This window comes from Haloarcula salinisoli, assembly GCF_019599405.1.
In the GTDB taxonomy this organism is placed as follows: Archaea; Halobacteriota; Halobacteria; order Halobacteriales; family Haloarculaceae; genus Haloarcula; species Haloarcula salinisoli.
Map to the genome: position 1 here is coordinate 1,199,628 of NZ_RKLQ01000001.1, position 25,934 is coordinate 1,225,561.

General features: G+C 65.5%; 30 protein-coding genes. 14 read left to right on the plus strand and 16 right to left on the minus strand.

What is annotated here, in order from left to right; genetic code table 11:
* Positions 1–126 precede the first annotated feature (126 nt).
* The 9 genes from EGD98_RS06195 to EGD98_RS06235 form a co-directional block, all read right to left on the minus strand.
* A complete protein-coding gene (locus EGD98_RS06195) occupies positions 127–1,365 on the minus strand; it encodes an outer membrane protein assembly factor BamB family protein (protein WP_220587475.1) in 1,239 nt (412 codons plus the stop codon).
* A 168-nt stretch (positions 1,366–1,533) separates the two neighbouring features.
* On the minus strand, positions 1,534–2,178 hold the full coding sequence (locus tag EGD98_RS06200) for a hypothetical protein (protein WP_220587476.1): 645 nt from the start codon (positions 2,176–2,178) through the stop codon (positions 1,534–1,536).
* A 441-nt stretch (positions 2,179–2,619) separates the two neighbouring features.
* Positions 2,620–3,264: a 3-isopropylmalate dehydratase small subunit gene (leuD, locus tag EGD98_RS06205; RefSeq protein ID WP_220587477.1), complete on the minus strand. Its 645-nt coding sequence runs from the start codon at positions 3,262–3,264 to the stop codon at positions 2,620–2,622.
* Positions 3,261–4,682, minus strand: a complete 1,422-nt coding sequence (gene leuC, locus EGD98_RS06210) for a 3-isopropylmalate dehydratase large subunit (protein WP_220587478.1) — start codon at positions 4,680–4,682, stop codon at positions 3,261–3,263. Before leuC ends, leuD begins: the two co-directional genes overlap by 4 nt.
* On the minus strand, positions 4,679–4,945 hold the full coding sequence (locus tag EGD98_RS06215) for a DUF7989 family protein (RefSeq protein ID WP_220587479.1): 267 nt from the start codon (positions 4,943–4,945) through the stop codon (positions 4,679–4,681). Before EGD98_RS06215 ends, leuC begins: the two co-directional genes overlap by 4 nt.
* A 1-nt stretch (position 4,946) precedes the next feature.
* Positions 4,947–5,972: a ketol-acid reductoisomerase gene (gene ilvC, locus EGD98_RS06220; protein ID WP_220587480.1), complete on the minus strand. Its 1,026-nt coding sequence runs from the start codon at positions 5,970–5,972 to the stop codon at positions 4,947–4,949.
* The gene (ilvN, locus tag EGD98_RS06225; RefSeq protein ID WP_413229572.1) at positions 5,965–6,564 is read right to left on the minus strand and encodes an acetolactate synthase small subunit; all 600 of its coding nucleotides are present in this window, start codon (positions 6,562–6,564) and stop codon (positions 5,965–5,967) included. Before ilvN ends, ilvC begins: the two co-directional genes overlap by 8 nt.
* The gene (gene ilvB, locus EGD98_RS06230) at positions 6,564–8,330 is read right to left on the minus strand and encodes a biosynthetic-type acetolactate synthase large subunit (protein ID WP_220587481.1); all 1,767 of its coding nucleotides are present in this window, start codon (positions 8,328–8,330) and stop codon (positions 6,564–6,566) included. The genes ilvN and ilvB overlap by 1 nt, the downstream gene beginning before the upstream one ends.
* A gap of 333 nt (positions 8,331–8,663) precedes the next feature.
* Positions 8,664–9,875, minus strand: a complete 1,212-nt coding sequence (locus EGD98_RS06235) for a LeuA family protein (protein WP_220587482.1) — start codon at positions 9,873–9,875, stop codon at positions 8,664–8,666.
* A gap of 191 nt (positions 9,876–10,066) precedes the next feature.
* On the opposite strand from EGD98_RS06235, the gene EGD98_RS06240 reads away from it, so the two are divergent.
* Together EGD98_RS06240 and EGD98_RS06245 are read left to right on the plus strand one after the other, a co-directional pair.
* Positions 10,067–10,309 carry a hypothetical protein gene (locus tag EGD98_RS06240; RefSeq protein WP_220587483.1) on the plus strand — a complete coding sequence of 81 codons (243 nt, stop codon included), beginning with the start codon at positions 10,067–10,069 and terminating at the stop codon, positions 10,307–10,309.
* Positions 10,310–10,386: 77 nt separating this feature from the next.
* A complete protein-coding gene (locus EGD98_RS06245; protein WP_220587484.1) occupies positions 10,387–10,692 on the plus strand; it encodes a DUF5779 family protein in 306 nt (101 codons plus the stop codon).
* Positions 10,693–10,697: 5 nt separating this feature from the next.
* Here the strand turns inward: EGD98_RS06245 and EGD98_RS06250 are convergent, their stop codons facing one another.
* Positions 10,698–11,381 carry a VOC family protein gene (locus EGD98_RS06250; protein WP_220587485.1) on the minus strand — a complete coding sequence of 228 codons (684 nt, stop codon included), beginning with the start codon at positions 11,379–11,381 and terminating at the stop codon, positions 10,698–10,700.
* 164 nt (positions 11,382–11,545) lie between these two features.
* Between EGD98_RS06250 and EGD98_RS06255 the strand changes: the two genes are divergently transcribed.
* The 3 genes from EGD98_RS06255 to EGD98_RS06265 all read left to right on the plus strand — a co-directional run bounded on the left by EGD98_RS06255 (position 11,546) and on the right by EGD98_RS06265 (position 15,123).
* Positions 11,546–13,720 carry a beta propeller repeat protein gene (locus EGD98_RS06255; protein WP_220587486.1) on the plus strand — a complete coding sequence of 725 codons (2,175 nt, stop codon included), beginning with the start codon at positions 11,546–11,548 and terminating at the stop codon, positions 13,718–13,720.
* A 241-nt stretch (positions 13,721–13,961) separates the two neighbouring features.
* A complete protein-coding gene (locus tag EGD98_RS06260; protein ID WP_220587487.1) occupies positions 13,962–14,642 on the plus strand; it encodes a hypothetical protein in 681 nt (226 codons plus the stop codon).
* Positions 14,643–14,712: 70 nt separating this feature from the next.
* Positions 14,713–15,123, plus strand: a complete 411-nt coding sequence (locus EGD98_RS06265) for a JAB/MPN domain protein-containing protein (protein WP_220587488.1) — start codon at positions 14,713–14,715, stop codon at positions 15,121–15,123.
* An 8-nt stretch (positions 15,124–15,131) separates the two neighbouring features.
* Here EGD98_RS06265 and EGD98_RS06270 read toward each other — a convergent pair whose 3' ends face one another.
* The 3 genes from EGD98_RS06270 to EGD98_RS06280 form a co-directional block, all read right to left on the minus strand.
* Complete coding sequence (locus tag EGD98_RS06270) at positions 15,132–15,341, minus strand: ribbon-helix-helix domain-containing protein (RefSeq protein ID WP_004593281.1); 210 nt, start codon at positions 15,339–15,341, stop codon at positions 15,132–15,134.
* Positions 15,342–15,401: 60 nt separating this feature from the next.
* Complete coding sequence (locus tag EGD98_RS06275; protein WP_220587489.1) at positions 15,402–15,554, minus strand: hypothetical protein; 153 nt, start codon at positions 15,552–15,554, stop codon at positions 15,402–15,404.
* A 163-nt stretch (positions 15,555–15,717) separates the two neighbouring features.
* Complete coding sequence (locus EGD98_RS06280; protein ID WP_220587490.1) at positions 15,718–16,890, minus strand: M24 family metallopeptidase; 1,173 nt, start codon at positions 16,888–16,890, stop codon at positions 15,718–15,720.
* 128 nt (positions 16,891–17,018) lie between these two features.
* Here EGD98_RS06280 and EGD98_RS06285 point away from each other — a divergent pair, with 128 nt between their 5' ends.
* From EGD98_RS06285 to aroA, 6 genes are all read left to right on the plus strand, one after another.
* Positions 17,019–17,192: a hypothetical protein gene (locus tag EGD98_RS06285; protein WP_220587491.1), complete on the plus strand. Its 174-nt coding sequence runs from the start codon at positions 17,019–17,021 to the stop codon at positions 17,190–17,192.
* Positions 17,193–17,232: 40 nt separating this feature from the next.
* Positions 17,233–17,655: a hypothetical protein gene (locus EGD98_RS06290; RefSeq protein ID WP_220587492.1), complete on the plus strand. Its 423-nt coding sequence runs from the start codon at positions 17,233–17,235 to the stop codon at positions 17,653–17,655.
* Between the two features lie 102 nt (positions 17,656–17,757).
* Positions 17,758–18,771, plus strand: a complete 1,014-nt coding sequence (locus EGD98_RS06295) for an ABC transporter ATP-binding protein (RefSeq protein ID WP_328762199.1) — start codon at positions 17,758–17,760, stop codon at positions 18,769–18,771.
* On the plus strand, positions 18,768–19,649 hold the full coding sequence (locus tag EGD98_RS06300; RefSeq protein WP_220587493.1) for an ABC transporter permease: 882 nt from the start codon (positions 18,768–18,770) through the stop codon (positions 19,647–19,649). The genes EGD98_RS06295 and EGD98_RS06300 overlap by 4 nt, the downstream gene beginning before the upstream one ends.
* Before the next feature lie 77 nt (positions 19,650–19,726).
* On the plus strand, positions 19,727–20,155 hold the full coding sequence (locus EGD98_RS06305; RefSeq protein ID WP_220587494.1) for a DUF6069 family protein: 429 nt from the start codon (positions 19,727–19,729) through the stop codon (positions 20,153–20,155).
* A 66-nt stretch (positions 20,156–20,221) separates the two neighbouring features.
* Complete coding sequence (gene aroA / locus EGD98_RS06310; RefSeq protein WP_220587495.1) at positions 20,222–21,508, plus strand: 3-phosphoshikimate 1-carboxyvinyltransferase; 1,287 nt, start codon at positions 20,222–20,224, stop codon at positions 21,506–21,508.
* Between the two features lie 71 nt (positions 21,509–21,579).
* On the opposite strand, the gene EGD98_RS06315 is transcribed toward aroA, so the two are convergent.
* Positions 21,580–22,059, minus strand: coding sequence for a bacterio-opsin activator domain-containing protein (locus tag EGD98_RS06315; RefSeq protein WP_220587496.1), 480 nt, complete (start codon positions 22,057–22,059; stop codon positions 21,580–21,582).
* A gap of 111 nt (positions 22,060–22,170) precedes the next feature.
* On the opposite strand from EGD98_RS06315, the gene aroC reads away from it, so the two are divergent.
* Positions 22,171–23,373, plus strand: a complete 1,203-nt coding sequence (aroC, locus tag EGD98_RS06320) for a chorismate synthase (RefSeq protein ID WP_220587497.1) — start codon at positions 22,171–22,173, stop codon at positions 23,371–23,373.
* Complete coding sequence (locus EGD98_RS06325; RefSeq protein WP_220587498.1) at positions 23,373–23,999, plus strand: uracil-DNA glycosylase; 627 nt, start codon at positions 23,373–23,375, stop codon at positions 23,997–23,999. The genes aroC and EGD98_RS06325 overlap by 1 nt, the downstream gene beginning before the upstream one ends.
* A 48-nt stretch (positions 24,000–24,047) precedes the next feature.
* On the opposite strand, the gene EGD98_RS06330 is transcribed toward EGD98_RS06325, so the two are convergent.
* Positions 24,048–24,560: a hypothetical protein gene (locus EGD98_RS06330; RefSeq protein ID WP_220587499.1), complete on the minus strand. Its 513-nt coding sequence runs from the start codon at positions 24,558–24,560 to the stop codon at positions 24,048–24,050.
* Positions 24,561–24,659: 99 nt separating this feature from the next.
* Positions 24,660–25,085, minus strand: coding sequence for a CBS domain-containing protein (locus tag EGD98_RS06335; protein ID WP_220587500.1), 426 nt, complete (start codon positions 25,083–25,085; stop codon positions 24,660–24,662).
* An 80-nt stretch (positions 25,086–25,165) separates the two neighbouring features.
* Between EGD98_RS06335 and EGD98_RS06340 the strand changes: the two genes are divergently transcribed.
* Positions 25,166–25,894, plus strand: coding sequence for a glycosyltransferase family protein (locus EGD98_RS06340; RefSeq protein ID WP_220587501.1), 729 nt, complete (start codon positions 25,166–25,168; stop codon positions 25,892–25,894).
* The last annotated feature ends 40 nt before the right edge of the window (positions 25,895–25,934 follow it).

The window sequence follows — 25,934 nt, forward strand, 5'->3', positions numbered from 1 at the left end:
AGCTACGGTCCGGCCTCACGCGAGCGCCAGGCCGGCAAGCTACGGTCCGGCCTTACGCGAGCGCCAGGCCGGCAAGCTACGGTCCGGCCTCACGCGAGCGCCAGGCCGGCAAGCTACGGTCCGGCCTCACGCGAGCGCGACGACCTTGCGCTCGAGAGTCGCGTAGACGCGGTCACCGACTGGCGCGATGCCGAGGACACCGGGATCGCCGTCGGTTCCGAAGCGTTTCGACCATCGCTCGTCACCGGTCTCCCGGTCGAGGGCGACAGCTGTGTCTCCCGATGCCACGTAGACCGAGCGCCCGCCGACACGAGGTTGGCCGGTAACGGAGTCGCCAACCGTGTAGGGCTCGTCCCAGGCCGCGGACCCGTCGTCCCGCTGGAACGCTCTGACTCCCTCAGTGGTCGCGACGTATACCGCCTCGCTGCCGACCGCAGGTGAACCGACTACTGGGTCGGTGAGGATGTCGGAGGTCCACTCGGCAGAGCCATCGCTCTCCGCCAGCGCGACGATGACGGCGCCGTTGCGGTCCGGTTTGACGCAGTAGACGGTTCCGTCGGTGGCGACGGGAACCGTGCTGCTGTCGAAGTCGGACTGCGTCCAGCGGAAGCCGCCGTCGGACGTGCTCCGTGCGACCAGTTGATTCTCGTCGTACTCCCGCTCCCGGTAGTGATAGAGCGTCGACCCGCCGACCGACGGTCGGAACTGCGGCTCGCCCCAGGATTTCTCGAACCGCTTGTTCCCGTCGTGGTCGTAGGCGACGATGACGTCTTCCTCGTCCTCGGTCAGGAGATAGACGCTGTCTCCGGTCACTATCGGACTCGACATCGGCCTCCCCGGGAGGTCCGTCGACCAGGGGCTGGATCCCTCCGCGATCGCGACGAGCGAGTCCGACGTGGGAAAGTACACCGTTCCGTCCCGGAGCGCCGGTGTCGGCAGTGGGGACTGTGAACCGCCCCAGCCATAGGCCCACTGCTGGTCACCGCTCAGTGAGACTGCCCGTATCTGGGACCCGTCGAGATACACCAGCATGTCGCCATCGACGAGTGGCGTGGTCAGGATGTCCTCGACGGACGGCTGATCGTACACTGTTTCGAGCGACGGACTGTCTGTCGGTCCCGCCGCTTCGGGGTTCGCACTGGTGTGGCCCGCGTCGCCATCGAGCGACCGCCACGTCCCTGGCGTCTCCATGCCACCGTCTCCGCCGTTTTCGCCGTCGTCAGTTCCGGTCGGTGTCGAGCCGTCAGTTGCCGTCGCCTCGTCGGCCGGTGACGAGTCGCCGCTCGAGTCACCCTCGCTACAGCCAGCAAGGCCCACGACGCCGACTCCCCCAACCGTTCGCAACAGGTTCCGTCTCGTTCGCATAGCTGAGGTCAATGAGCCCCGGTATGAAATACCTTGTACCCGAAAATGATGTCTGAAATATATTTCTGGTGCGGTCTCGACAGTAGCGACGCGGCCGCTGTCGACGAACACCCCCTCTGTGAGTGTCGCTGCCCACCACCATGCGGTCTGGAGAGCCCGCTATAGTCGCTACCCCTCTCTGGCCAGAGCGACGCCGATATCGTGCTCGACGAGGAGAACCACCGCTAGCGCCGCCAGGCCGACCGCCGAAGAATCGACGCCCGCCAGCCCCAGCGCCGCGAGCAGACCGCTGAACTGCTGGCCCTCGAAGACGAGCAGGAGCCACACCGTCGCCCCGACCGCCTCGACGACGCTGAACCCGGCAGTCCCGAGGTCCATGACCGTTTCGAAGGGTGCGACGCCGCGCAAGACGTTGTCCTCGACGGTGTGCTGGGGCATCAGCAACACCGCCAGTAGCGCCCCCGCGACGAGGATACCGTCGACCCCGCCCAGTCGCTGGGCGACGCCGAGCCACAGCACCCACAGCAGCGCCTCGGAACCGCTCACGGCGAAGGTCTGCTTGCCGGGGAGCGCCGAGACCGAGACGCCGTTGATAGTCGCGTCCGTGAGGACGTGTTCGAGGACCAGCCCGAGGGTGAGAACGCCCAGCCCGACGGCGGAGGCGGCGGAGATGAGCGGTGCGTCCGCGACGAGGGTCAGCCAGAGCCCCAGCGCGAGCGTCTGGACCAGTGTGAACCCGACCATCAGGAGCGTCTGCCCTGTCACACGAAACCCCGCGAGCGCCGAGCGCTCGCCGGAATCGATTGTGGCCATACCGACCCTCCCGAGTCGGGTCTGATAGTAAGCATCCGCTTATCCGATGATAACCCGATACTGACGGCCTCCAGACCACCGGCGCCGTCCGCAAGCTACGTGGCCTGATACAGTGGCTTGACGGCCAGAAAGCGCGAGCGAGCGGGTATCGGTTATCGTCTGCTTTGCGAAGCAGCCGGCTACGGCTCGGTCACGAAAAGACCTCGCGGCTAATCGTCGGCCTCCGCGAAACGGATGCTTACGCTGCGGACACGCGAAGCGGTCCGCTTGCGCTCACGGCTACGCCGTTCGCGCAGTTCGAGGTCGCGTGGCGACCTCGCGGCTAATCATCCGCTTCTGCGAGGCACCTGACTAGCCTCGAACACGCAAAGCGGTTCTCGGTCCTACTCAGCTGCCTCTGCGAACCAGACGCTTACTGCTCGGCGATAAAACGCCTCGTAGCTAATCGTCTGCTTCGACGTCCGACCGCGTCTGGTCCAGATACGGGAGGTTCGAGGCCGTCTCCTCGATGGCGTTCCGGTTGGCCTTCATCAGGGCCGTCGTGTCCCAGATGCCCTCGACGAGGGCCTTTCGCTGGGCGTCGTCGACGGAGACACTGATTTCCTTGCCGCCAAAGCGGACCGTCTCGGCGGCGACGTCGACCTCGATATCGCCGTCGGGGTGGTCGTCGACCCACTGCTGGAGTTCGTTGATGGTCTCGTGGTCGGCCGTCAGCGTCGGAATGCCGAGCGCGAGGCAGTTGCCTGCGAAAATCTCGGCGAAGCCCTCGCCGATGATGGCGTCGATACCCCAGCGCATCAGCGCCTGCGGGGCGTGCTCGCGGGAGGAGCCACAGCCGAAGTTGTTGTTGACGACCATGACGTTGGCGTCCTGGAACCGCGCCTCGTTGAGGGGGTGGTCTTTCTCGTTGTCGTCGTCGTCGAAGCGCAGGTCGAAGAAGGCGAACTCGCCCAGCCCGTCGAAGGTGACGACCTTCATGAACCGCGCCGGGATTATCTGGTCGGTGTCGATGTCGTTCCCGCGGATGGGGACACCGGTGCCCTCGACGTAGTCGACCTCCGGAATCTCTTCGGTCGCGTCAGTCACGCCAAGGTCACCTCCTTGATGTCGCGCACGTCGGAGACTTTCCCGTTGATGGCGGCGGCGGCGACCATCCGCGGGTTCATCAGGACGGTGCGGCCGTCCTTGCTCCCCTGGCGACCGACGAAGTTCCGGTTCGAGGAGCTGGCACAGGCCTCGTCGCCTTCCAGTTGGTCCTCGTTCATCCCCAGACACATCGAACAGCCGGCATTGCGCCACTCGAAGCCGGCTTCCTCGAAGATGTCTTTGAGACCCTCTTCCTCGGCAGCGCGCTGGACGCGCTGGCTGCCGGGGACGACGAAGGCACGCACGGAATCGTCGACCTGGCGGCCCTTCACGATGCGAGCGGCACGGCGCAGGTCGGGCAGGCGGGCGTTGGTACAGGAACCCAGGAAGGCGACGTCGATGTCGTACCCTTCCATGGACTGGCCGGGCTCGACGCGCATGTGCTTCTGTGCGCGCCGGGCCGTGTCCACCTTGTCGTCAGCCAGGTCCTCGGGTGCCGGAATCGGGTCGTCGATGCCGATACCCTGGCCGGGGGTGGTCCCCCAGGTGACGACCGGGTCCAGCTCGCTGGCGTCGATTTCGACGACGTCGTCGTACTCGGCGTCCGCGTCGCTGCGGATGGACTCCCAGTAGGGCTTGAGCTGCTCGAACTTCTCGGGGTGTTCCTGGAAGTAGTCCGTCTGTTCGAGCCACTCGTAGGTGGTCTCGTCGGGGTTGACATAGCCCGCGCGAGCGCCGCCCTCGATGGACATATTACAGATGGACATCCGCCCTTCCATGTCGAGGTTCTCGATGGTCTCGCCGGCGTACTCGTAGACGTAGCCGACGCCGCCCTCGGTGCCCAGACGGCGGATAATCTCGAGGATGATGTCCTTCGCTTCGACGCCCTCGTCGAGTTCGCCGGTGACCTCGATTTTGCGGACCTTCTGTTTCTCCATCGCGATGGTCTGGGTGGCCAGCACGTCGCGAATCTGGCTGGTCCCGATACCGAACGCGAGCGCGCCGAAGGCGCCGTGGGTGGAAGTGTGGCTGTCGCCACAGACGATGGTCTTGCCGGGCTGGGTGATGCCCTGCTCCGGCCCGATGACGTGGACGATACCCTGGTCGCCCGTCGTGGGGTCGGAGAACTGGATGCCCGCGTCGCGGACGTTCTCTTCCAGTTCGGCCATCATCCGCTCGGCCGCGTCGTCGGAGTAGGGCCGGTCCTGGTTCGCCGTCGGGACGATGTGGTCGACCGTCGCGTGAGTCAGGTCAGGGCGGGCGACCTCCAGGCCGCGCTCCTGAAGCATCCCGAACGCCTGCGGACTGGTGACCTCGTGGATGAGGTGGAGCCCGACGAACAGCTGGTCCTGCCCGTTGGGCAGGGTCGTTACCTTGTGCTGGTCCCATACCTTGTCGTACAGCGTGTTTTCACTCATACGGTCTCATCACGTCCTTCAGTGCCACGCTCGTAGGCGCGGTCGACGCCGTCGGCCGCCGACTCGTGGTCGACGTCCGCCATCGTCTGGGTCGTCTCGTCGGCCTCTTTGCCTCCGTCGGAGCGCGGCTCCGACGAGGCTCGCCGTCCGTCGGACGGCTCACCCCCGTCGGCGGCCACTGCCGACCCGCGTGTGAAGGCACTGCCGAACGCGCTGTCCGTGTGTGGATGCGTGTGGTCCACGTCTTTCATCTGCTCTGTCATGTTAATCGTCCGCTGGGGCTTCCGTCTCTTCCTGCTGTTCCCCCCAGGAGAACAGCTCGCGCAGGCCGGCGCCGACCTGTTCGATTTCGTGTTCCTGTTCGGCTTCCCGGTACTGCTTGTAGCTCGGTCGGCCGGCCTGGTTCTCGAGAATCCACTCGCGGGTGAACTCGCCGTTCTGAATCTCTTCGAGAATCTTCTCCATCCCCTCGCGGTTGATGACCTCCTCACCGCGGGTGAGCCCGCCGTACTCGGCGGTGTCCGAGACCGAGTTCCACATCTCCATGTGGCCGCCCTCGTACATCAGGTCGACGATGAGCTTGAGCTCGTTCAGACACTCGAAGTATGCCATCTCCGGGGAGTAGCCCGCGTCGACGAGCGTCTCGAAGCCGACCTTCACCATCTCGGTGACGCCGCCACAGAGGACGGCCTGTTCGCCGAAGAGGTCCGTCTCGACCTCTTCCTTGAACGTCGTCTCGATGACGCCCGCTCGCGTGCAGCCGATGGCCTTCGCGTAGGAGAGCGCACCCTCCTTCGCGTCGCCGGTGGCGTCCTGGTAGACGGCGATGAGTCCGGGGGTCCCTTCGCCGCGGTCGTAGGTCCGCCGGACGAGGTGGCCGGGGGATTTGGGCGCGACCATGGTCACGTCGACGCCCTCCTGGGGCTCTATCTGGCCGTAGTGGATGTTCAGCCCGTGGGCGAACTGCAGCGTGTCGCCCGGTTCCAGGCCGTCCTGGATAGCCTCGTACACTGCCGGCTGGACGGTGTCGGGGACCAGCATGACGACGCGGTCGGCCTCGGCGGCCGCAACGTCGGGCGTCTTCACGGTGAGGCCCGAGGCCTTCGCGTCCTCGCGCGAGGACGACCCCTTGCGGAGGCCGACGACGACGTCGACACCGGAGTCGTGGAGGTTCAGCGCGTGGGCGTGGCCCTGCGAGCCGTATCCGAGTACGGCTACTGTCTCGTCAGTTACGTGCGATACGTCGGCGTCGTCGTCGTAGTAGACCTCTGTCGTGAGTTCGTCAGTCATGTTTCTCCAGTGTCTTGGGGCCTCGTTCCAGCGCGGCGGCCCCCGTCCGCACGACCTCCTGCACGTCGAACTGTTTGAACGCCTCGACGGCAGCGTCGATTTTCTGCTTGCTGCCCGTGATCTCGACCGTCACCGAATCCGTGGACGCGTCGACGGCCTGCCCGTCGTACATCTCCGCCACGGCGTTGACGTCGTCCGGTTTCTCCCCACCGACCTTGATCAAGGCGAGCTCCCGGCGGACCGCTGTCGGGTCCAGTTCCGTCACCTCGATGACGGGGACCAGTTTGCGGAGCTGCTTTTTGGCCTGGTCGATGCCGGGCTCGGGCTCCTCGATGAGGATGGTCATCCGGGCCGTATCGTCATCGACCGTCGGGCCGACGGTGAGACTTTCGATGTTGAACTGCCGGCGCGAGAAGAGCGCCGAGACCTCCGATAGCACGCCGGGCTTGTGTTTGACCAGCGCCGACAGGACCGCCTGTCGGGGTTCGTGGGTCACTTCCGCCTCGGGGTCGATTCGGATTCCTTGCTTGTTCCGTCGACCCTTCGGGTGCATCCGGTCGTGTGGCGAGGGGCCGGGCATTCCACCAGTCATTAGAGTTCCTCCAGGTGGTCTTCCTGCAGCGCGAACCGCCCGTTGTCACCGCCGCTTGGCACCATCGGGAAGACGTTCTCCCCGGGGTCGATGTGGGCGTCGATGACGCTCGGGCCGTCGTACTCGCGTGCCGCTTCGATGGTCTCTTCGACGTCTTCCTGTGCCTCCAGTCGGAACCCGCGAGCGCCGAAGGCCTCGGCGAGCTTGTCGAACTGCGGAATCCACGGGTACTCCGAGGCCATCCGGCGGCCCTCGTAGAAGCCGTCCTGCCACTGGCGGACCATCCCGACCGCCTCGTTGTTCAGGACGACGTAGGTGATGTCCAGCTGTTCGCGAACGGCGACCGACAGGCCCTGGACCGTCATCAGGAACGAGCCGTCGCCGTCGAAACAGACGACCTCCTGGTCCGGGGCGGCCAGCTTCGCGCCGATGGCCGCGGGGACGCCGTAGCCCATCGTCCCCAGGCCGTGTGAGGAGACCCAGGTGCGGGGCTCGGTGTACTCCCAGAACTGGGAGGCCCACATCTGGTGTTGCCCGACGCCGGTACAGACGATGGTGTCATCGGGCGTCATATCGGAGAACTTTTCGACGACGTACTGCGGTTTCAGCGGCTCGTCGTCGGGCGTGTCGTAGGTCATCGGGTACTCGTCTTTCCAGGTCTGGCACTGTTCGCGCCACTCGTCCACGTCGGGGACCCGTGGCATGGCGTCGAAGAGCTGGCGCAGGACTTTCCGGGCGTCACCGATGAGCGGGTAGTCCGCGTAGATGTTCTTGGAAATCTCGGCGGGGTCGATGTCGACGTGGATGACCTCGGCGTCGGGAGCGAAGGAATCGACGCCGCCGGTCAGGCGGTCGTCAAAGCGCGTGCCGATGGCCAGCAGGCAGTCCGTGTTCGAGATGGCCATGTTGGCGTAGCCGGTCCCGTGCATCCCGGCCCACTCCAGGGAGAGTTCGTGGTCCTCCGGGAACGACCCGATGCCGGGCATCGTCGTGATGACCGGAATCTCGTACTCCATGGCGAACTCACGGAGCGCCGAGGAGGCGTCGGCCTTGATGACGCCGCCACCGGAGAGGATGACCGGCCGGTCCGCGGCCGCCAGTGCTTCGGCTGCTTCCTGCACGGCCGCGTCGTCGGCCTCTTCCTGGACCTCGTAGGTGTCCGGGGTCGTCGGCTCGCTGGGTTCGACGTCGGTCTCGCCCTGCGTGATATCCTTGGGCAGGTCGACCAGCGTCGGGCCCTGTCGCCCGGCGTCGGCCAGCGCGAAGGCCTCGCCGACGTTGTCGCCGACTGTGTCCGAATCGGCCGCGAAGTAGGACTCCTTGGTGACCGGCTGGGTGATACCCACCGTGTCGGTCTCCTGGAAGGCGTCGTTGCCGACGAACTCCGTGGGGACCTGGCCGGTCAGAGCGATCATCGGGTCCGAGTCCATGTTGGCGTCGGCGATACCGGTGACGAGGTTCGTCGCGCCGGGGCCGGATGTCGCGAAACAGACTCCGGGTTTGCCGGTGACGATGCCGTAGGCGTCCGCGGCGTGGGACGCCCCCTGCTCGTGGGCCATCGTCACGTGGTTGAGGTCGGAGTCGTACAGCGCGTCGTAGACGGGCATGATGGCCCCGCCCTGGACGCCGAAGATGTACTCCGCACCGGCGTTCTCCAGGGCCCGGACGACGGACTGGGCGCCGGTAGTGACGGGCGCCTGCTCGCTCTCGTCGCTCTCCTCCTCGCTCGCCTCCTCGTCGGCCGGGACTTTGGCGTGTTCGCTCATAATCGTCCTCCGGTGGTGTGCTGTCGATACGGTCGTCGTGTGGTTGCTGTGTGCATAGCTGGGGTCTCTGGTGGGTGGTGGATGGTCGATACGGACTGGGCCGGGAGTGGGTAGTACGGGGCTAGAAGGCCCCTACAATACCTACGCCGTGAAGAAGAAGCGCACCACTGGCAGTCGGGCGACCCGAAGCACCAGCGTGCGCTGTCATCGTATCGTGAGACTGTCGGCGATGGGTAATAAACGTTCTGTGATAGACCGCAACGAACCCGGGTCACAGGGTGGACTGAGCGCTGCTGTCGGCAGGCCGCAGCGACCGAGACCGAGGTCATCGGCCTACGCCCGGACCTCCTCGCTCTCCTCGTCGACGCCGACCTCCTGGGCGAACCGTTCGAGTTCGCTCATGGTGACCTGCTGTTTCTCCGCGCCGAACTCCTTGACGCGGCGGGTCACCTCGCGGACTTCGGCGTCCGTCGGGGCGTAGCCCGCATCGACCAGCCGCTCGCGCACCGAGTGAGCGCCGGTGTGTTTGCCCAGCACGAGCTCGCGCTCGGCACCGACCATCTCGGGGGTCATGACTCCGGGCTCGAACGTGTCGGAGTTCTCGATGACGCCCGCGGCGTGGATACCGCTCTCGTGGGAGAAGGCGTTGCGCCCGACGATGGGCTTGTTCGCCGGCACCGGAATGTCCGACTTCTCCTCGATTAAACGGGACAGCTCCGTGATACGGGTCGTATCGATGCCCGTGTTCACGTCGTAGAGCGATTCCAGCGCCATCACGACCTCTTCGTAGGCCGCGTTGCCAGCTCGCTCGCCGATGCCGTTGACCGACACCTGCGACTGGCTCGCGCCCGCCTCGAACCCGGAGATGGCGTTCGCAGAGGCGAAGCCGAAGTCGTCGTGGGTGTGGACGTCGATACGCGCGTCCGTGTGCGCGTCGACGATCTCGATGAGGTCGTAGAACCGTCGCGGCGTCGCGACCCCACAGGTGTCGGGGATGTTTATCCAGTCGGCTCCCGCGTCTGACGTCGCTTCGATGACTTCGATGAGGAAGTCCTCGGAGGTTCGGGTGGCGTCCATCGGCGAGAACATGCACTCGGCACCCGCCTCGACGATGCGCTCGACGGACTCGACGGCCGAGTCCAGCGCCTCCTGACGGGTCGCGTGCATGGAGTCTTGTAACTGTACGTCGGACGTCGAGACGAAGGTGTGGACCATGTCCACACCCGAATCCAGAGCTGCCTCGATGTCCTTCTCGACCACACGCGCCAGCCCGCAGGTCGTTACGTGGGTGGACTCGGCGATGTCGCGGACGGCCTCGAACTCCGCGTCGGAGTTGACGGGGAACCCGGCCTCGATGACGTGGGTACCCATCTCGTCGAGTATCGCCGCTATCTCGCGTTTGTCCTCGTAGTTGAACGACGTGCGTGGCGACTGCTCACCGTCGCGCAGTGTGGTGTCGAATATGCGTGCGTCTGTTATCTCAGACGTGGAATCCAGTGTGCCCTGGAAGAACTCGATCCGCCGGGGATCCCGACGTGCCCTCATTGTTGGACATAAGCAGATGGTAGTGGTCACTTCCGATACTTATAGTTGTCCATCGGGAGGGGCCCAGCGTCGCCTCGATGTGTCGGTACTGTTCTGAGAACGGCGTTCGGGCGAGTGGGAGGTCTGTCGTTCCACTGCCCCTGTCGTTGCAGGCAGCAGGTATTATTCCAGGCGCCCCATTGGTTGTCGTGATGACAGTTACGTTCACCGACGACGACGAGGGCAAGTCAGTAGTCGATGCGGGCGAGACGACGCTCGGCCACGTGACCGAGGTTGGAAGCGAGACGGTATCCGTCGAACCCGACCCCGAACTCGACGAGTCGCTCCTCTCGGACCTCGGATGGGAGGGTGCCGCTGGCGAAGAGTACACAGTTCACGAGGACGCCGTCGACACGAAGACCGAGGGGACGATCTATCTACAGGGGAAACTCTAGGTCGCGACAGTTCCACGCACGACAGGCGTCAGACGCGGGGAGCAGATTTTTGCTCCTCGCACGCATGCCACTCCACCATGAGTGATTTCGAGGGGCTGGACCTGCAAGCCGTCGAGGACCAGATGGCGGCCGACGAGGAGACCGGCGGGAGCCACAGCGTCGTCCTGGGCGTACTCGACGGGACGACCGACGACGCGGAGTGGGTCGACGCCATCGAGGACGACCAGGTGCTCGTGTTGAACGTCGACGGCGACCTGAACGAACTCGCGTCGGGCTTTGCCCGACCGGTGAAAGACGCCGGCGGCGACCTGATGCACTTCCGGGGCTTTCTCGTCGTGACGCCGGCGGGCGTGCGAATCGACAAGAGCCGCCTCGACACCTGACTACCTCACGCGACCAGCGTCACGTAGTGCCCGTCGGGGTCCCGGATTCGCACGCCTTCTTCGACCGACGTGACCGACAGCGCGTCGTCGGCTACCTCGCGAGCGACGGCCCCGGGGTCGTCGGCGCCGACGCCGAAGTCGACGTGGACGCCGCCGCGGGCGTCGGCGATGCCCAGCCGGGGCGACCACAGTTCGAGGTCGAACTCGCCGGTGGTGAGGCGGACACGGCCCTCCTCGCGGCCATCGTCGACGATTTCGAAACCGAGCCGTTCGTAGAAGTCGACGGCCGCGTCCAGCTGTTCGACTTCCAGTACCAGCTCGAAGAGGCCGGTGACGCCGTCGCCATCGACGTCACTCTCACCGAGCTCCACGCAGTTGCCCTCGGGGTCGTAGAAGTACAGCGACCGAGCGTCGCCGAAGCTGTGCTCGACGAGGTCGAACCGCTCGTCGAGTCGGTCGTACCAGTCGTCGTACTCGCGTTCCGGGACGGTCAGCGCGTAGTGGGTGTGGAGGCCACCACGCGGGACGGAGCCGGGCGCGCGGAGGCGGAGTTCGGTGTCACCGGCCGCGAGGACCGTCTCTCGCTCGGCTTCATCGACCACGTCGAGTTCGAGGAAGGCGTCGTAGAAGACTGTCATGCGGTCGATATCTTTCGCCTCCAGTGTGAACCACTCGGGAGTGCTGCGCATAGCTGCGCTTGGTCGGGGAGGGTGAAAATTATGTGTCCCGTGGGGCCCTATTCCAGCGAGCTCGTCTCTGAGGCCCGAAATATATTTGGTAGTTCAACAAGCAGTATTAACTCTGTTAGGGCACTGGTTTTTATGTAAATATATATATAGTAATTATTGCTGTGATGAAAAACACACGACGCGAAACACTGACCGCGATCGGCACCGCTTCACTCTGGACGACACTCGGTTCCGGGGTGGTACTGGGTTCGACGACCGGTTTCACCGGGACGGGGTCACCGATTCAGAAAGCCATCTACGACGTGACCCAGTCACGTGAGGGGCCATATCTGGTCGCTGCGAACGGGGACGTGCTCGCACGCCGGGCGGCCACAGCGGCCGACGACACCGACTACGAACAGGTGCTCGACGCGGGACTGCGCGCGGGGGACAAGACGTTCTACGGGACCGACTCGACGGACGACGGTCGGAACGTCTGGCTCGCCGGCGAGAGCGGTCGCGTGGGCTACTACGACGCGGTCGACGAGCAGTTCACGGACTACTCGAACCCAAACGGGCTCTCGCCAACCTGGCGTGACGTTGCTGTCGCGGGCGTGGCTGGGCGCGACAAGGTGTATCTGTTCGGCGACGGTGGCGAGGTCCTCGTGGGAGAGCGCGACGGGCCGGGGATGGAGTGGGAGTCCGCCGCCGTGTTCAACGGTGGGAACACGATATACGGGGGGTCTCTCGTGGACGAGACCACCGGCTACTGCTGTGACTCGACCGGGACGGTGTACGAGACGGTCGACGGCGGGTCGACGTGGACGAACATCGGCATCAGACGGACCAACAAGCCGATGTACGACATCGATGCCGTGGCCACTGACACCGTCACCGCTGTCGGAGGTGGCGGCCGGATATTCGAGTACGACGGCACGGAGTGGAGCAAGTACAAGCCAGGGTCCAGCGACGTTCGCGGGGTCGACCGCACGACCGACGACCAGGTCGCCGTCGGCGTCGGCGGCCGCCTCTACACTCGGAGCTCGGATGGCTGGAGTGTCACGAATTTCGACAGTTCGAAGACGCTCCGCGGGGTCGCACTCGATACGACCGGTAGCTACCCCGACGCGGTCGGCGGCAACGGCGGGCAGATATTCGAACGTGGAACCTACACCGCCTACCCTGACGACCTCCGCCTCGAGTCCGCCGACAAGCCGTCGATCGGCTACGAGTTCGACGTCTCGGGTCCCACGACCGGGACCGACCGGAACGAACTCGACGACGACGTGACCCAGACGACGACCGGCTACACGGTCGAGGGGTCAGTGGGCGACGGTGATAGGGTCGACCGCTACCGATACGGCGGGGACGTGAGCGGCTTCTCGGTGACGTCCGGTCCCGCGAGTAAACTGACGACAGTTCGGAGTGGCACCGAGGTCTCGGTCGAACGGCTGACCGACCGGACGTGGACCGAGGTCGCGACGCCCGTCGACGTGACTCTCTACGAGATAGTCGAGACGACCGGCGCGTTCTACGCCGCCGGAGAGAGCGGTCGCATCATCAAAACTGACTCGAACGGTGACTGGGTCGTCGTCACGAAGACCGGCGTCAAGGGCGGGGGGAACACCCTCTACGGCGCGGGGGTCACCGACGACCGGGCCGCGGTGTGGGTCGCCGGTGGGAGCGGCGTCATCGGCCGCATCGACCCGTCCACCGACGAAATCACGGACTACTCGGACACGGAGACCTACACCACGACGTGGACGGATGTCGCCACGGCCGGCACCACAGAGTCAGAGACAGTCTATCTCGTCAACGGCTCCGGCGAGGTAGTTACTGGCGACTACGACGGCACGACGCTGACCCTCGGTGACGCGGTCAAACCGGGCAACGGGTCGAGCATCCGCGGTGTCACCTGCATCGACGCGGACCTCGCGTACGTCTGTGACGACAACTCGACGGTGTACGAGACCCGCGACGGCGGCGCGACCTGGACAGACATCGGCATCAGCTGGGCCGGGGTGACGCTGTACGACGTGGCCGCCGTCGGCCGAGACGACATCACGGTTGTCGGCGGCAGCGGCCGGCTCTTCCGATACAACGGAGCGGTCTGGACGCTGACGAAGCTCGGCGGCAACAGCCGCATCGGCGTCGACCGGTCGGCCGACCGCGGCGTCGCCGTCGGCGGGAGCGCGGAGGTGTTCGAGCGGGAAATCGAGGGGTGGACTGAGACCTACGAGGACGCCTCGGACGTCACCCTGAACAGTGGTATCGTCGTCCGTGACGACTCGACGGCCTCGAAGTACGCAGTCGGTGGCAACGGGGTCGCCCTTCGACAGACCATCGACGACCCGCTCTAGAGATTCCGGGGACTGCGTAGCCCCCGAAATAGTGGCAACCAGTAGATATTTATCCACCCCACAACAGCCTCCGGTAACGTGGATATCGGCCTCGCCGTCGCGATACTCGTCTTCATCGGTGCCTGCTACACGGTGTTCAGGTGGTTCCTGAAGGGCGGGGGTGGGCTCAACAGCGAGTGGTCTCGCTGACCCACACCGGTTAGTTCCAGCATTTATCCACACCGAGGTCCAACTCTCGGCCATGCCAATGAAAGGAGACGGCGTGGCGACGGACTGGACGGAGACGAACCGCTGGGAGCGGGGTGCCAGCTGGCTGGCCTATCCCGACGAGACGATGCAGCGGGCGAGCCACGTGCTCGGGACCGACGCCGGCGCTATCGTCGTCGACCCCGTCGACGCCGAGGGTATCGACGAGCTCTTCGCGGACTTTGGCGACGTCGCTGGCGTCATCGTCCTCCTGAACCGCCACAAACGGGACTCGGCGGCCATCGCGAAGCGCCACGACGTGCCCGTCTACGTCCCCGAGGCCCTGGCCGGCGTCGAGGACGACATCGACGCGCCCACCGAGCGGGTCCACCGGCAGATTCCGGACACCGACTACGGCGTCCACGAGCTGACGAGCAACGCCGTCTGGCAGGAGGCAGCGCTGTACGGCGACGAGGACGATACATTGGTGGTCCCGGAGGCCGTCGGGACGGCCGATTACTTCCTGGCCGGTAGCGAACGGCTCGGCGTCCACCCCATGCTGCGGCTGACGCCGCCGACGAAACTGAACCGCCTGACCCCCGAACGGCTACTCGTCGGTCACGGACACGGTATCATGGACGACGCAAGCGGTGCGCTCGCGGACGCAGTCCGGGGGTCTCGCGGCCGAACGCCGGGGCTGTACGTCAAGAATCTGAAGTCGTTCGTGCTGGGGTAGGCGGCCACGGGCTTTTGCTGCTCGGGCCAGGCGGCGACGGGATTATACGACCACCGCCCGAAATTCGGGTGTGGTGTACGTTACACGCGGTCTCGTCGAAACGTTGCTGCGGATGGCCAGGGAGGCTGAGCCGGACGACGTGACTATCTCGCTGGCCATCACCGAAGCCGGAGAGCTGCCCGAGGCCGACCTCGACCCCGAGACACCGGTGTTTACGGACTTCTATCTCCCGTCGGCTGGCAGTTCTGTCAACGCAGTCTTCGGGATGGACCTGGGGACTCCGGCCGGGCAGACCCATGGCCGCTTTGTCTCCCATCCCGACGGCTACATGGGCGTCAGCAAGCTCGATGACCTCCACGAGGTCATCTTCGTCGCCATCCCGCCGTGGGACACCGAGAGCTTCGGCGCGTTCGACCGGTCGGGACGGACCGTCGAGGTCGATATTCTGGATATCGAACCGCCCGAGGAATCGCTGGCCTAGCGGGTGCGCTACTCCAGGTAGCCCAGGTCCCGCAGCTGGTCAGTGATATCCTGGAACTGTGCCTCCGTCAGTTCCCCTTCGCGCTGGTGTTCGACCACGATACTGCGAAGCAGGAAACGGACGAGGTCCGACGTACTGGAGAAGCTGGTCCCCTCGATAGTCTCCTCGACGCGTTCGGCGAGGTCTTTCGGTATCGAGACCGTGGTGTAATCGGCCATATCTGAGCCATGCCACGGGGGCGGAAAACGATTGTGTCACGATGCCAGTGACAGCACTGCTCAGCGAGGCTCGTCTGCCTCGGTGTCGAAGTGGCCGGCGGTCGCCGTACTGGTCGGTGAGAACATCAGCGGCGCGCCGTCCGTGGAACGGGTGCCAAACTCGGGGGTCGGATACGATTCGTCGTCGGTCGGGGTCGTGATTGTGGTTGTCATCCGGGGGGTCGTGTCGGGTCGCAGCGGTGGTCGGTAGTGGAATCCTCGCGTCCTGGCGTGTGAAGCATGCGTACAAGCATGAGGTACCACCTGCTTTCTCCCCATATGTAATAAAAGTTCATGATTTATCCCTCGAACTGACCTGGCACCTACCGAGAGACACTCACACGACCAGGCGCTGTTCGTACTCGGTGAAGTTCTCGTAGCCGTCCTCGGTGACCACGGCGATGTCCTCGATGCGGATGCCACCGATGTCGGGGTCGTACAGGCCCGGCTCGATGGTGACGACGTGGCCGGGTTCGAGTTCATCGCCCGAGGGCGAAAGCCGGGGGAGCTCGTGGATGTCCAGGCCGACACCGTGGCCGGTGGAGTGAATGAAGCCCGTCTCGGCGCGGTCGTCGCTGCGCAGCGTCGGCAGTCCAGCCGCCTCGTAAACGTCACAGACGGCGTCGTGGACGTCCGCTCCCGTGGCGCCGGGTTCCAGTGCGTCGAAGGCGGCCGTCTTGGCCCGCTCGGTCAGGTCGTACCACTCTCGTACCGTGTCGCTGGGCTCGCCCTTGCAGAACGTCCGGGTCATGTCGGCGTGGTACTTCGTCGTCTTGTCGCGGGGGAAGATATCGAGGATGATCGGCTCCCCGGCGGTCAGCGGCCCGCTACCGCGGTCGTGGGGGTCGGCAGCGTCGGCCCCGCAGGCGACGATAGTCTCGTCGAGCGAGCAGCCGTGGCGCAGCAGCGTCACCTCTATCTCTTCCTTGACGCGCTCGCTGGTCAGTACCTCGCCGTCGTACTGCAGCGTGCCGTCGTCGGCTACCCTCGCTGCACTAAGCAGGTCTTCAGCCGCCTGCATCGACGCCTCGTTGGCTTTCTGTGCCGCCCGGACGTGCTCGATTTCCTCGTCGGTCTTGGTCGCGCGAATCTCGGTGATGGTCCCGTCGGTGTCGGGCGTCACGTCGACGCCCCGGGCCCGGAGGCCGTCGGCGGTCCGCAGCGGGAACCGCGGCGGGACCGCCACACTGTCGACGCCGTAGGACTCGAGGAATCGGGCGAGTACGTGCGAGACCGCCGCCTCCGAGCCGTGCTCCTCGACCAGTTCGGCGTGGTCGAAATCGACGTAGCGTTCGACCGTTGTGGCACGCGACTCTCGTTTGGCCCGCCCGAACTCCAGGCTCCGGGGAAAGAGCAGGTGCGTCTCCCCGTCGTACAGCGTGACGAAGGGGTCCGGGGCGTCGAACCCGGAGAGGTAGTACTGGTCTGAATCCGTCGAGTCCGCGTCGATGAGGTAGCCGTCCGTGTCGGTCGATTCGAGAAAGTCGTCGAGTCTGGCGAAGTCTGGCATACCAGCCAGTCGGGGCGGGGACGGCAAAGGGCTACCGCCGTCTGCTGACTCGTTCATATCCTGTGGCCGAGGACACAATCCGGCAACTGGCGGGTAATTCACTGCCACCTGCAGGAGACGAACGCTGTTTGGCATCCAACTCACGGGCGCTCTGTGGGACCCAAGGAGAGGTCACGTATGCAGTCCACTCGAACGTCGACGACTACACGCATACCATCGAGGCCCGGACGGTGATGCAAACTGGCGACGAAACGGAACTGGGAGCGAGCAAAGCAACCACGATACGAAGCGAGGCGATGTAGCGGCCGGAACAGTTATTTTCCCGCCTCAGGAGTCTGTGCCATGATACAGAGCCGGCGGACGTTTCTCGGTATCGTGAGTGGAGTCGTGGCCCTGCTACCTGGTTGTAATGGAACGGGGAGGGAGACGACCGAGGGTGAAGCGGGGTCGACTGAGACGGCGGCCACCGCGACGCCGCCCGAGAGCGAGTCGACCGCAACGATACAGTACGACGGGGGACCGGTGACGCTTGACGAGTACGGGGAGGCCAGTGTCGAGCTCACCTACGAAACCTCGGGCGGAACCGTCGCGGACGCGGACTTCTCGATCATCGCCCAGCCTTCGGGGTCGGGTGCGGGCATCCTCGAGTACGACGACTACGCCGAGGTCCAGTTCGACACGCGCGGCACGTACACGGTCCAGTTGACCGTGACCTTCGCCGACGGGACGCGGGCGAGAGACACTGTGGATATCTCGGTCGAGTGAGTCAGGAGAGCGGCCCGAACCACACCGTTACCACGAGGTGTCGTAACGGCTGTGACAGCGCGGAGACGGGAGTATATCACTCTGGCGACCCTTCCCCCAACTGTGACCGACGACGCAATCGGTGCCGAGGGCGTGGAGCTCACCTACGCCGACGGGACCCAGGCCGTGCGGGGTATCGACCTGACGGTCCCGCGTGGGGAGTTCTTCGGCTTTCTCGGGCCCAACGGCGCAGGCAAGACCACGACCATCAAGACACTCGTGACCCTCCTTCGGCCGACGGCTGGCTCCATCACGGTCAACGGGTTCGACGCGCTGCGGGAGGGGCGGGCGGTCCGCGAGACGGTGGGATACATGGCTCAAGAGACGAGTATCGACCCCGAACTCACCGCTCGCGAGAACCTCCGCTTTGCCTGTGATTCCTACGGCGTGGCCCGAAGCGAGCGGGCCGAGCGCATCGACGAACTGCTGGACCTCGTGGGCCTCGCCGACGTGGCCGACAAGCGGGCAGACGACTTCTCGGGCGGGATGAAGAAACGCCTCGACGCCGCGACGGCGCTAGTTCACCGGCCGCCGCTCGTGTTCCTCGACGAGCCCACGACCGGACTCGACCCGAAGGCCCGCAACCGCCTCTGGGAGTACTTCCGACGTATCAACGAGCGCGGGACGACCATCTTCCTGACCACCCAGTATCTGGAGGAGGCCGACGCCCTCTGTGAGCGGCTGGCCGTCATCCTCGACGGCGAAATCGTCTCCGAGGGCTCGCCGGCGGAACTCAAACGCGAGGTCGGCGGGGAGATTCTGGAAGTGGACGTCGACGGCGGAGAAAGCGACAGGCAAGCGGCCGCCGACATCGCTCGCTCGGTCGACCTCTTCGAGGCCGACGCGACCGTCGACGTGACCACGGAGGGCATCACCGTGACCTCCGAGCGGGCCCGCTCGCGGGGGACCGACCTGCTGGTCGCGCTGCGGGACGCCGACATCGCCGTGACGGGGTTCAACGTCCGGGCACCGACGCTCGATGACGTGTTCCTCGCCATTACTGGCGAACACGTCGAGACCGAGAAGGGCTCCGAGCCGGTAGATTCCCTCGCTGCCGACGGGGGGACTGGCCCGTGAGCTCCGAGCGTCCGACGGCGGACGAGGAGCCAGCCGAAATTACCCGCTCGGGCAACTCCTTCCGGGGCGACGTCTGGGTCAACTTCGTCCGCTGGAACATCAAGGCGGTCCGGAACCCGTTCGTCCTCGTCGTCTCGCTCGTCCAGCCCATCATCTTCCTCGTCCTCTTTACGCAGGTGTTCGGCCAGGTCGCCACGGGCGCGGTGAATCAGGGGGCCGCGGAGATCAGCTACGAGACCTATCTGGTGCCCGCTATCTGTATGCAGGTGGCCCTGGCGGCAGCGGCGACCTCCGGCGTTGGACTGGTCAACGACATCGAGAACGGGATGTTCGAGAAGGTGCTGGTCAGCCCGATGAACCGGACCGCCGTGTTCCTGGGCAAGACCGCCGCCGAGGTCGTCCGCATCGCGGCCCAGATACTCATCATCATCGGGCTGGGCGTCCTGCTGGGGGCGGAGGTCGCGACGGGTGCCGTCGGCGCGCTGGGCATCGTCGGGGTGGGTATCCTCTTTTCGTTCTGGTTCAGCGCGCTCTCGAACACCATCGCCGTCATCACGAAAGACCAGGAGTCGACCATCATCGGCGCGAACCTGCTCCAGTTCCCGCTGTTGTTCGTCTCGACGGCCTTCCTCCCGCTGGCGGTCCTCCCGGGATGGATTCAGACCGTCGCGCGGTTCAACCCCGTGACATACGGCGTCGACGCTGCGCGAGCTATCATGCTCGGTCGTGATGTGATGACAGTCGTCGAGATAACGGCGTTCGGTGGCATCTACGACACGCTCGTCCCGGCGGTCGCGGTTCTGCTCGCGCTGGCGGTCGCCTTTGGCAGCGTCGCCGTCCACATGCTCCAGCGAGCGTCCAGCGCGAACGTCCAGTAGGTCTGTGGAGACCCCCCTCCACCGCCTCAGTATCATCAAGGCTACTGGTTTATACCCTCAGCGACCCTCTAGAAGGTATGGCAACAATCTCTTCACGCTATCCCATCGCCACAGGCGCCGGAGACCTCACGCGCCGTACGACCGGCGGCGTCCTCGTCGGCGTCGTCGCGGCGCTCGTCGTCTCCGCCATCGTTACCACACTCGGCCTCGACCTCGGCGTAAGCGGCGCCCAGAGCCCGTTCGGCGCAGTTCCCATCGTCATGTCGACCGTCGTCTCCGGCGCCGGCGCCGCCGTCGCCTACGCTGTCCTGGTCCGCGTCACCGACCGACCGGTCCGGAAATTCACGGTGTTGTCGGCCGGCGTCTTCGTCGTGATGCTCATCCCCGTCGTCGCTATCGCGCCGTCGCTGGGCCTCACCGCGGTCGGACAGGGCGTCCTCGTCCTGTTACACGTCGCCGTCGCCGTCCCGCTGGTCGCGTTCGTCGCTGGCGCGGTTCGTCTGTAACTCCGATTTTCCGTGCAGAGTTCCGAGAGCGGTAGCCTCTTGTCGCCCGCCTGCAATCGCCCGAGCATGGATATCACCATCGGCACGTCGACGGTCGCAGGGGAGGCACAGGCCCCACCGTCGAAGAGCTACACCCACCGGGCCCTCCTCGCGGCGGGCTACGCCGACGGCGCGACAGTCAAAGCGCCGCTCGTGAGCGCCGACACGAAGGCGACGATGCGGGCCGTCACGGCCTACGGCGGCAGCGTCGACCGGAGCGACGAGCAGGCCATCGAAGTCGACGGCTTCGACGGCCGTCCCGAGACGCCCGACACCGTCATCGACTGCGCAAACAGCGGCACGACGATGCGACTCGTCACCGCCACAGCGGCGCTCCAGGACCGGCTGACGGTGCTGACGGGCGACGATTCGCTGCGCTCGCGGCCACAGGGCCCACTGCTCGACGCCGTCGGCCAGCTCGAGGGCCGTGCCGAGAGCACGCGTGAGAACGGTCAGGCCCCACTCGTCGTCGGGGGCGCCGTTGACGGCGGGTCGGTGGCTATCCCCGGAGACGTCTCCTCGCAGTACATCACCGCCCTGCTGATGGCCGGGGCCGTCACCGACGAGGGCATCGATATCGAGCTGACGACCGAGCTCAAGTCCTCGCCGTACGTCGACATCACGCTCGAAGTGCTCGCAGACTACGGGGTCACGGCCGAGCGGACGACGGACGGCTTCACCGTCGCCGGCGGTCAGTCCTACGACCCAGCGGGCGGCGAGTACCACGTCCCGGGCGACTTCTCATCTATCAGCTACCTCCTCGCCATGGGTGCACTGGCCGCTCCGGAGGGGATGACCGTCACGTCGGCGGTTCCGAGCGCGCAGGGCGACACCGCCATCGTCGATATTCTCGACCGGATGGGCGCGACACTGTCCTGGGACCGCGAGAGCGGCGAAATCACGGTCGAGCGAAGCGAGCTTTCGGGAATCGAGGTCGGTGTCGAGGACACGCCGGACCTCCTGCCCACCATCGCGACGCTTGGCGCGGCCGCCGACGGTGTCACCCGCATCACCGACGCCGAACACGTCCGCTACAAGGAGACCGACCGCGTCAGCGCGATGGCCGAGGAACTGACCAAGATGGGCGCCAGAGTCGAGGAGAAACGGGACGAACTCGTCGTCTACGGCGAGGACTCCGAACTACGCGGCACAACGGTCGACGGCAAGGCAGACCACCGCATCATCATGTCACTTGCCGTCGCCGGCCTCGTGGCCGACGGCGAGACCACCGTCACCGGCGCCGAACACGTCGACGTCTCCTTCCCGAACTTCTTCGACCTGCTCGAATCTCTCGGGGCCGCAGTCGAGCGGTAGGGGCGTCCTGTCGCCCCGTCTCTCGGCGAGGACCCGGATTGGGTGGCGCGGTCCAGCGGTAGTCCGCTGGTTCAGAGCTGGGTGCGGAGGTCCTCGCCGCCCACCTGTTCTATCTCTTCGGGGGAGTAGACCCGGTCCAGAGAGATTTCGATACCGTCGCGTCGACAGTAGGTGTGGAATCTGGCCAGGCCGCCGTAGTCGTCGAACCGGAGGAGCAACTCCCAGATATCGTCGCCGCCCGCCGCGAGAATCGTCGCCCCGGTCTCCGAGAGCCCGTAGACGAGGCTCTCGCCGTCGTCGGCCCACTCGATGCGGTACATCCCCTGATTGTTGACCACGTCCAGAGCAATCAGCCGCGCGACGTGCGGGCTCGTTCGGACCTGCCGCTCGAACTCGGGCAGGTCCCGGTCGCTCACCCAGATGTAGGGCATCACCTGTCCGGAGGCCGGAACCGCTCGCTCCAGCTCTATGTCCGCCACGGAACCCCGTGCGAGAACCCTCCCCAGGAGAAACTCGCTGGCTGCGACCGTGATTTCGGTGACGACTGACATTCTATGTCAGTACTCCACCGGCACATATGTATTTTTTCCAACACTCTGGCCCCAGGTGATGGCCCCATACATCTACAAGGTTCAAATGTCCCCGCCCCCCAGACGTTCGTAATGAACGGCAACGAGTTCGGCCGGCTCTTCCGGCTGACGACCTACGGTGAGTCTCACGGCGAAGCGATGGGCTGTACGGTCTCGGGCGTCCCAGCGGGCGTCGAACTCTCCGAAGCGGAGATACAGAAGGACTTAGACCGGCGCAAACCCGGCCAGTCGATGATTACGACCTCCCGGGGCGAACCGGACAAGGTGAAGCTCAACTCCGGGATTCAGGACGGCTACACCACGGGGACGCCCATCGGAATGGTCATCCAGAACAAGGACGCCCGCTCGGGCAAGTACGAGCCGTTCATCACGGCTCCGCGACCCTCACACGGCGACTTCACGTACTCCGCGAAGTTCGGAACACGGAACTGGGGCGGTGGCGGCCGCTCGTCGGCCCGCGAGACAGTCAACTGGGTCGCCGCCGGCGGCGTCGCCAAGCAGGTCCTCGAGCAGTCGGATTTCGACGTCCAGATCAAGGCCCACGTCTGCCAGATCGGCGACGTGGTCGCCGACGACGTGACCTTCGAGGAGATGCTCGAACACAGCGAGGAAAACGAGGTCCGCTGTGCCGACCCCGAGGCCGCCGAGGAGATGCGCGACCTCGCAGATAAACACCAGAAGGAGGGCGACTCGATCGGCGGCGCTATCTACTTCGAATGTCAGGGCGTCCCTCGCGGGCTGGGTGCGCCCCGTTTCGACTCGATTCCCTCGCGGCTCGGCCAGGCGATGTACTCTATCCCCGCCGTGACGGACCTCGCACTCGGCGTCGGTCGGGACGCCCGCACGATGCGGGGCTCGGAGTACACCGAAGACTGGGAGTTCTCGGAGGACGGCGACCCGGTCCCCGTCGGTAACGACCACGGCGGCCTCCAGGGTGGTATCACGACCGGCGACCCCATCTACGGCGAAGTGACCTGGCACGCGCCCGTCTCCTTCCCGAAGACCCAGAAGACAGTCGACTGGGAAACCGGCGAGGAGAAGGAGATTACGGTCACCGGTCGTCACGACCCCGTGCTCCCGCCGCGTGCCGTCCCGGTCGTCGAAGCGATGCTGTACTGCACCGTGCTTGACTTCATGCTGCTGGGCGGACGCATCAATCCGGACCGGCTCGACGGTCGGCCCGGGGAATACGACACGGACTACCACCCCTCCAGCCCGCAGAACGACCCGGAGGACGCCGACACCCACGCGAAAACTATCGACAAGGACCAATAATGGACGCCAATCAGGAGTCGATGTCGAACCCCTTCGGCATGGACGAACAGTGCCAGAACTGCCCGGAGCTGTGTGACACTCGCGAGAACGTCGTCCACGGCTACGGTGACGTGGGTGCGGAGTTCATCGTGCTGGGCGACTCGCCCGCGGCGGGAACCGACGAGTCGGGCATTCCCTTTACCGACGAGCAGGAACGGGAACTGCTCGACATCCTCGACGCCGTCGACATGGTCGAGGACCCCGACGCCGAGGAACCGGAACTCAAGAACACCTTCCTGACCTACGTCACTCGCTGTCGCCACCCCGAGCGCGACGCCACCGACGAGGAGGTGGTCAACTGCGAGCCGTATCTCAACAGCGAGATACGGATGATAAACCCGGAAATCCTCCTCCCCGTCGGGCAGCGCCCCCTCGAAGAACTGGCCTTCGAGTACACGACGCTGAGCGAGGACGAACTCGACATCGATGAGCGCCACGCGACGACCATCCGCGGGCGTGGATTCGAGATTCTCCCGATGATTCCGCCGGCCGACCAGACCGACGAAGAACGAACTGCCTTCCTCGACCACTTCAGCGACGTGCTGGGTCAGGACTACCGCCAGACGAAAGGTCGGCGGGGTCGGTAAGACCGACGGCAGCGGTCAGTCCGTCGGGTCCGCCGAGGACTGACGAGATTACTCAGTGACGTTCTCCGGCGCGACGAGTTCGCCGTACTCTTTTGCGGTCCGGAGCCGCTGCTGAGCGTCTTCGCGGTACCGCCTCTCGCGGTCCGTATCCCCCTGTTCGCTGGCGTAGGTCGCCCCACCGAGCCACTCGACGGCCTGCCAGATGCAGGTCGCCTTCTTGCGCGCCCGCTCGCAGGCCTCGCGGACCGACTCGCTGTCGGCACCTGACACCGCCGAAGTGAAGTGGTCGACGCTGTCTTCGAACTCGCTGGCGGCATCGTTGAAGCCACCGCGGGCGAGGGGCAAATCTCCCGACTCGAACCGTTCCATTGCCTCGGTGGTTCGCCGGCGGCCCTCGACGTATTTGACGTGTCCGACGTGATATTCCCGCCCGGCGACGGAGTCACCGTGGGGTGACGCCACCTGTTTGCACTCCGAACACAGCACTGTCGGTTGCCCCTCCCCAGAGACACGATACTGGGCCCCACAGCCGTCACAGTGATATATTTCCGTCTTTTCCATTGCCCACCACCGGTTAGTTACAGGTTATACCACATACAATATGCAAATAGATTTTATCATTCAGCGCCATGATTGGACCGCGGCGCCACAGACCGACCGTCACCGCGGGCTCCACTTGTCACGGACCCCCTCCATCGCCGTCGCCTCCTCCCGGAGCGACGGGAGCGCCCAGACGATGTCGGTCAGTGTCACGATGCCGACCAAATCCAGGCCGTCGAGCACCGGGACCTTTTTGACGCCCTCGTCGGCCATCAGCCGAGCGACGGTGGTTACTGCCTTCGATGGGGTGGTCGTCACGACAGCCCCGTGGCCCACGTCGCGGATGTCGATATCACCGAGTGGGCTGCCGGTGTCCCGCGCGGCCCGGAGGACGGCCGATTCGGTGAGGATACCGACCGGGTCCCCATCCTCGACGACGATGACAGAACCAACGCCCGCATCGAGCAGTCTATCGGCAGCGTCGGCCAGGGTCGCGCCGACTGCGACCGTGACCACGTCGGTCGACATGAGTTCGCGGACCTGCATACCGGAACGTTGCTACGTAGTAACATAGTTCGTCCGGCGAGTCCGGAACCGACTAACCGTCGTCGCCCCGACAGGGAGGTATGACCACGGTTGCTGTACTGGCGGACCCGCCGGTCGAGGGGGCCGTCGTGCCTGAGCTGGCCGGCGGACCGCTCGACGAATCGGAGGCGACAGCGCTGTACACGGCGATGCTCACCGACGTCTGTCGCGCCGTCGAGGCCAGCGGCGCCGAGTTACTGGTGAACTATCGGCCCGACGAACAGGTCCCCGACGACGTAGACCCCGAACGCGCGGTTCGCGAGCCGCTCGATGCGGCGCTCGACGCACCCGACGAGGCTCGCTACGAGGTCCAGGTCGGTTCGACGCACGCGGCCCGCGTCGGCAACACCGTCACGCACCTGCTCGAACGTGAGGGGGTCAAGACCGCCGCTGCGGTCACGCCGACCGCCGGCCTCCTGACTCGCCAGCTTATCGACAGCGCCGCGATGAAGCTGCGTTCCTCCGGTGTGGTGCTTGGCCCATCGACCGACGGTCGCGTCTACTACGCCGGGTTCGCGGAGCCAGTGGATTTCGAAGATGCGTACGCGACCCCGACTGTTCAGACGCTCACCGACCGGGCGATGGACGCCGACCTCGGGGTCGACTTCCTGCCGACGACACCGGTCGTGGAGACCCAGGCGGACCTCCAGACCGTCGTTCCGCTACTCCGTGCCCGCCACCGAGCGGAGCGGGTGGTGCCACCCCGGACGACGACGCTCATCAACGAGTTCGGGCTCCGCGTGACCGCCGACGGTCTGGTCCGCGAGTAACCGACAGGCCTTAGGGCAAACCCCCGTTAGAACTCCCTGC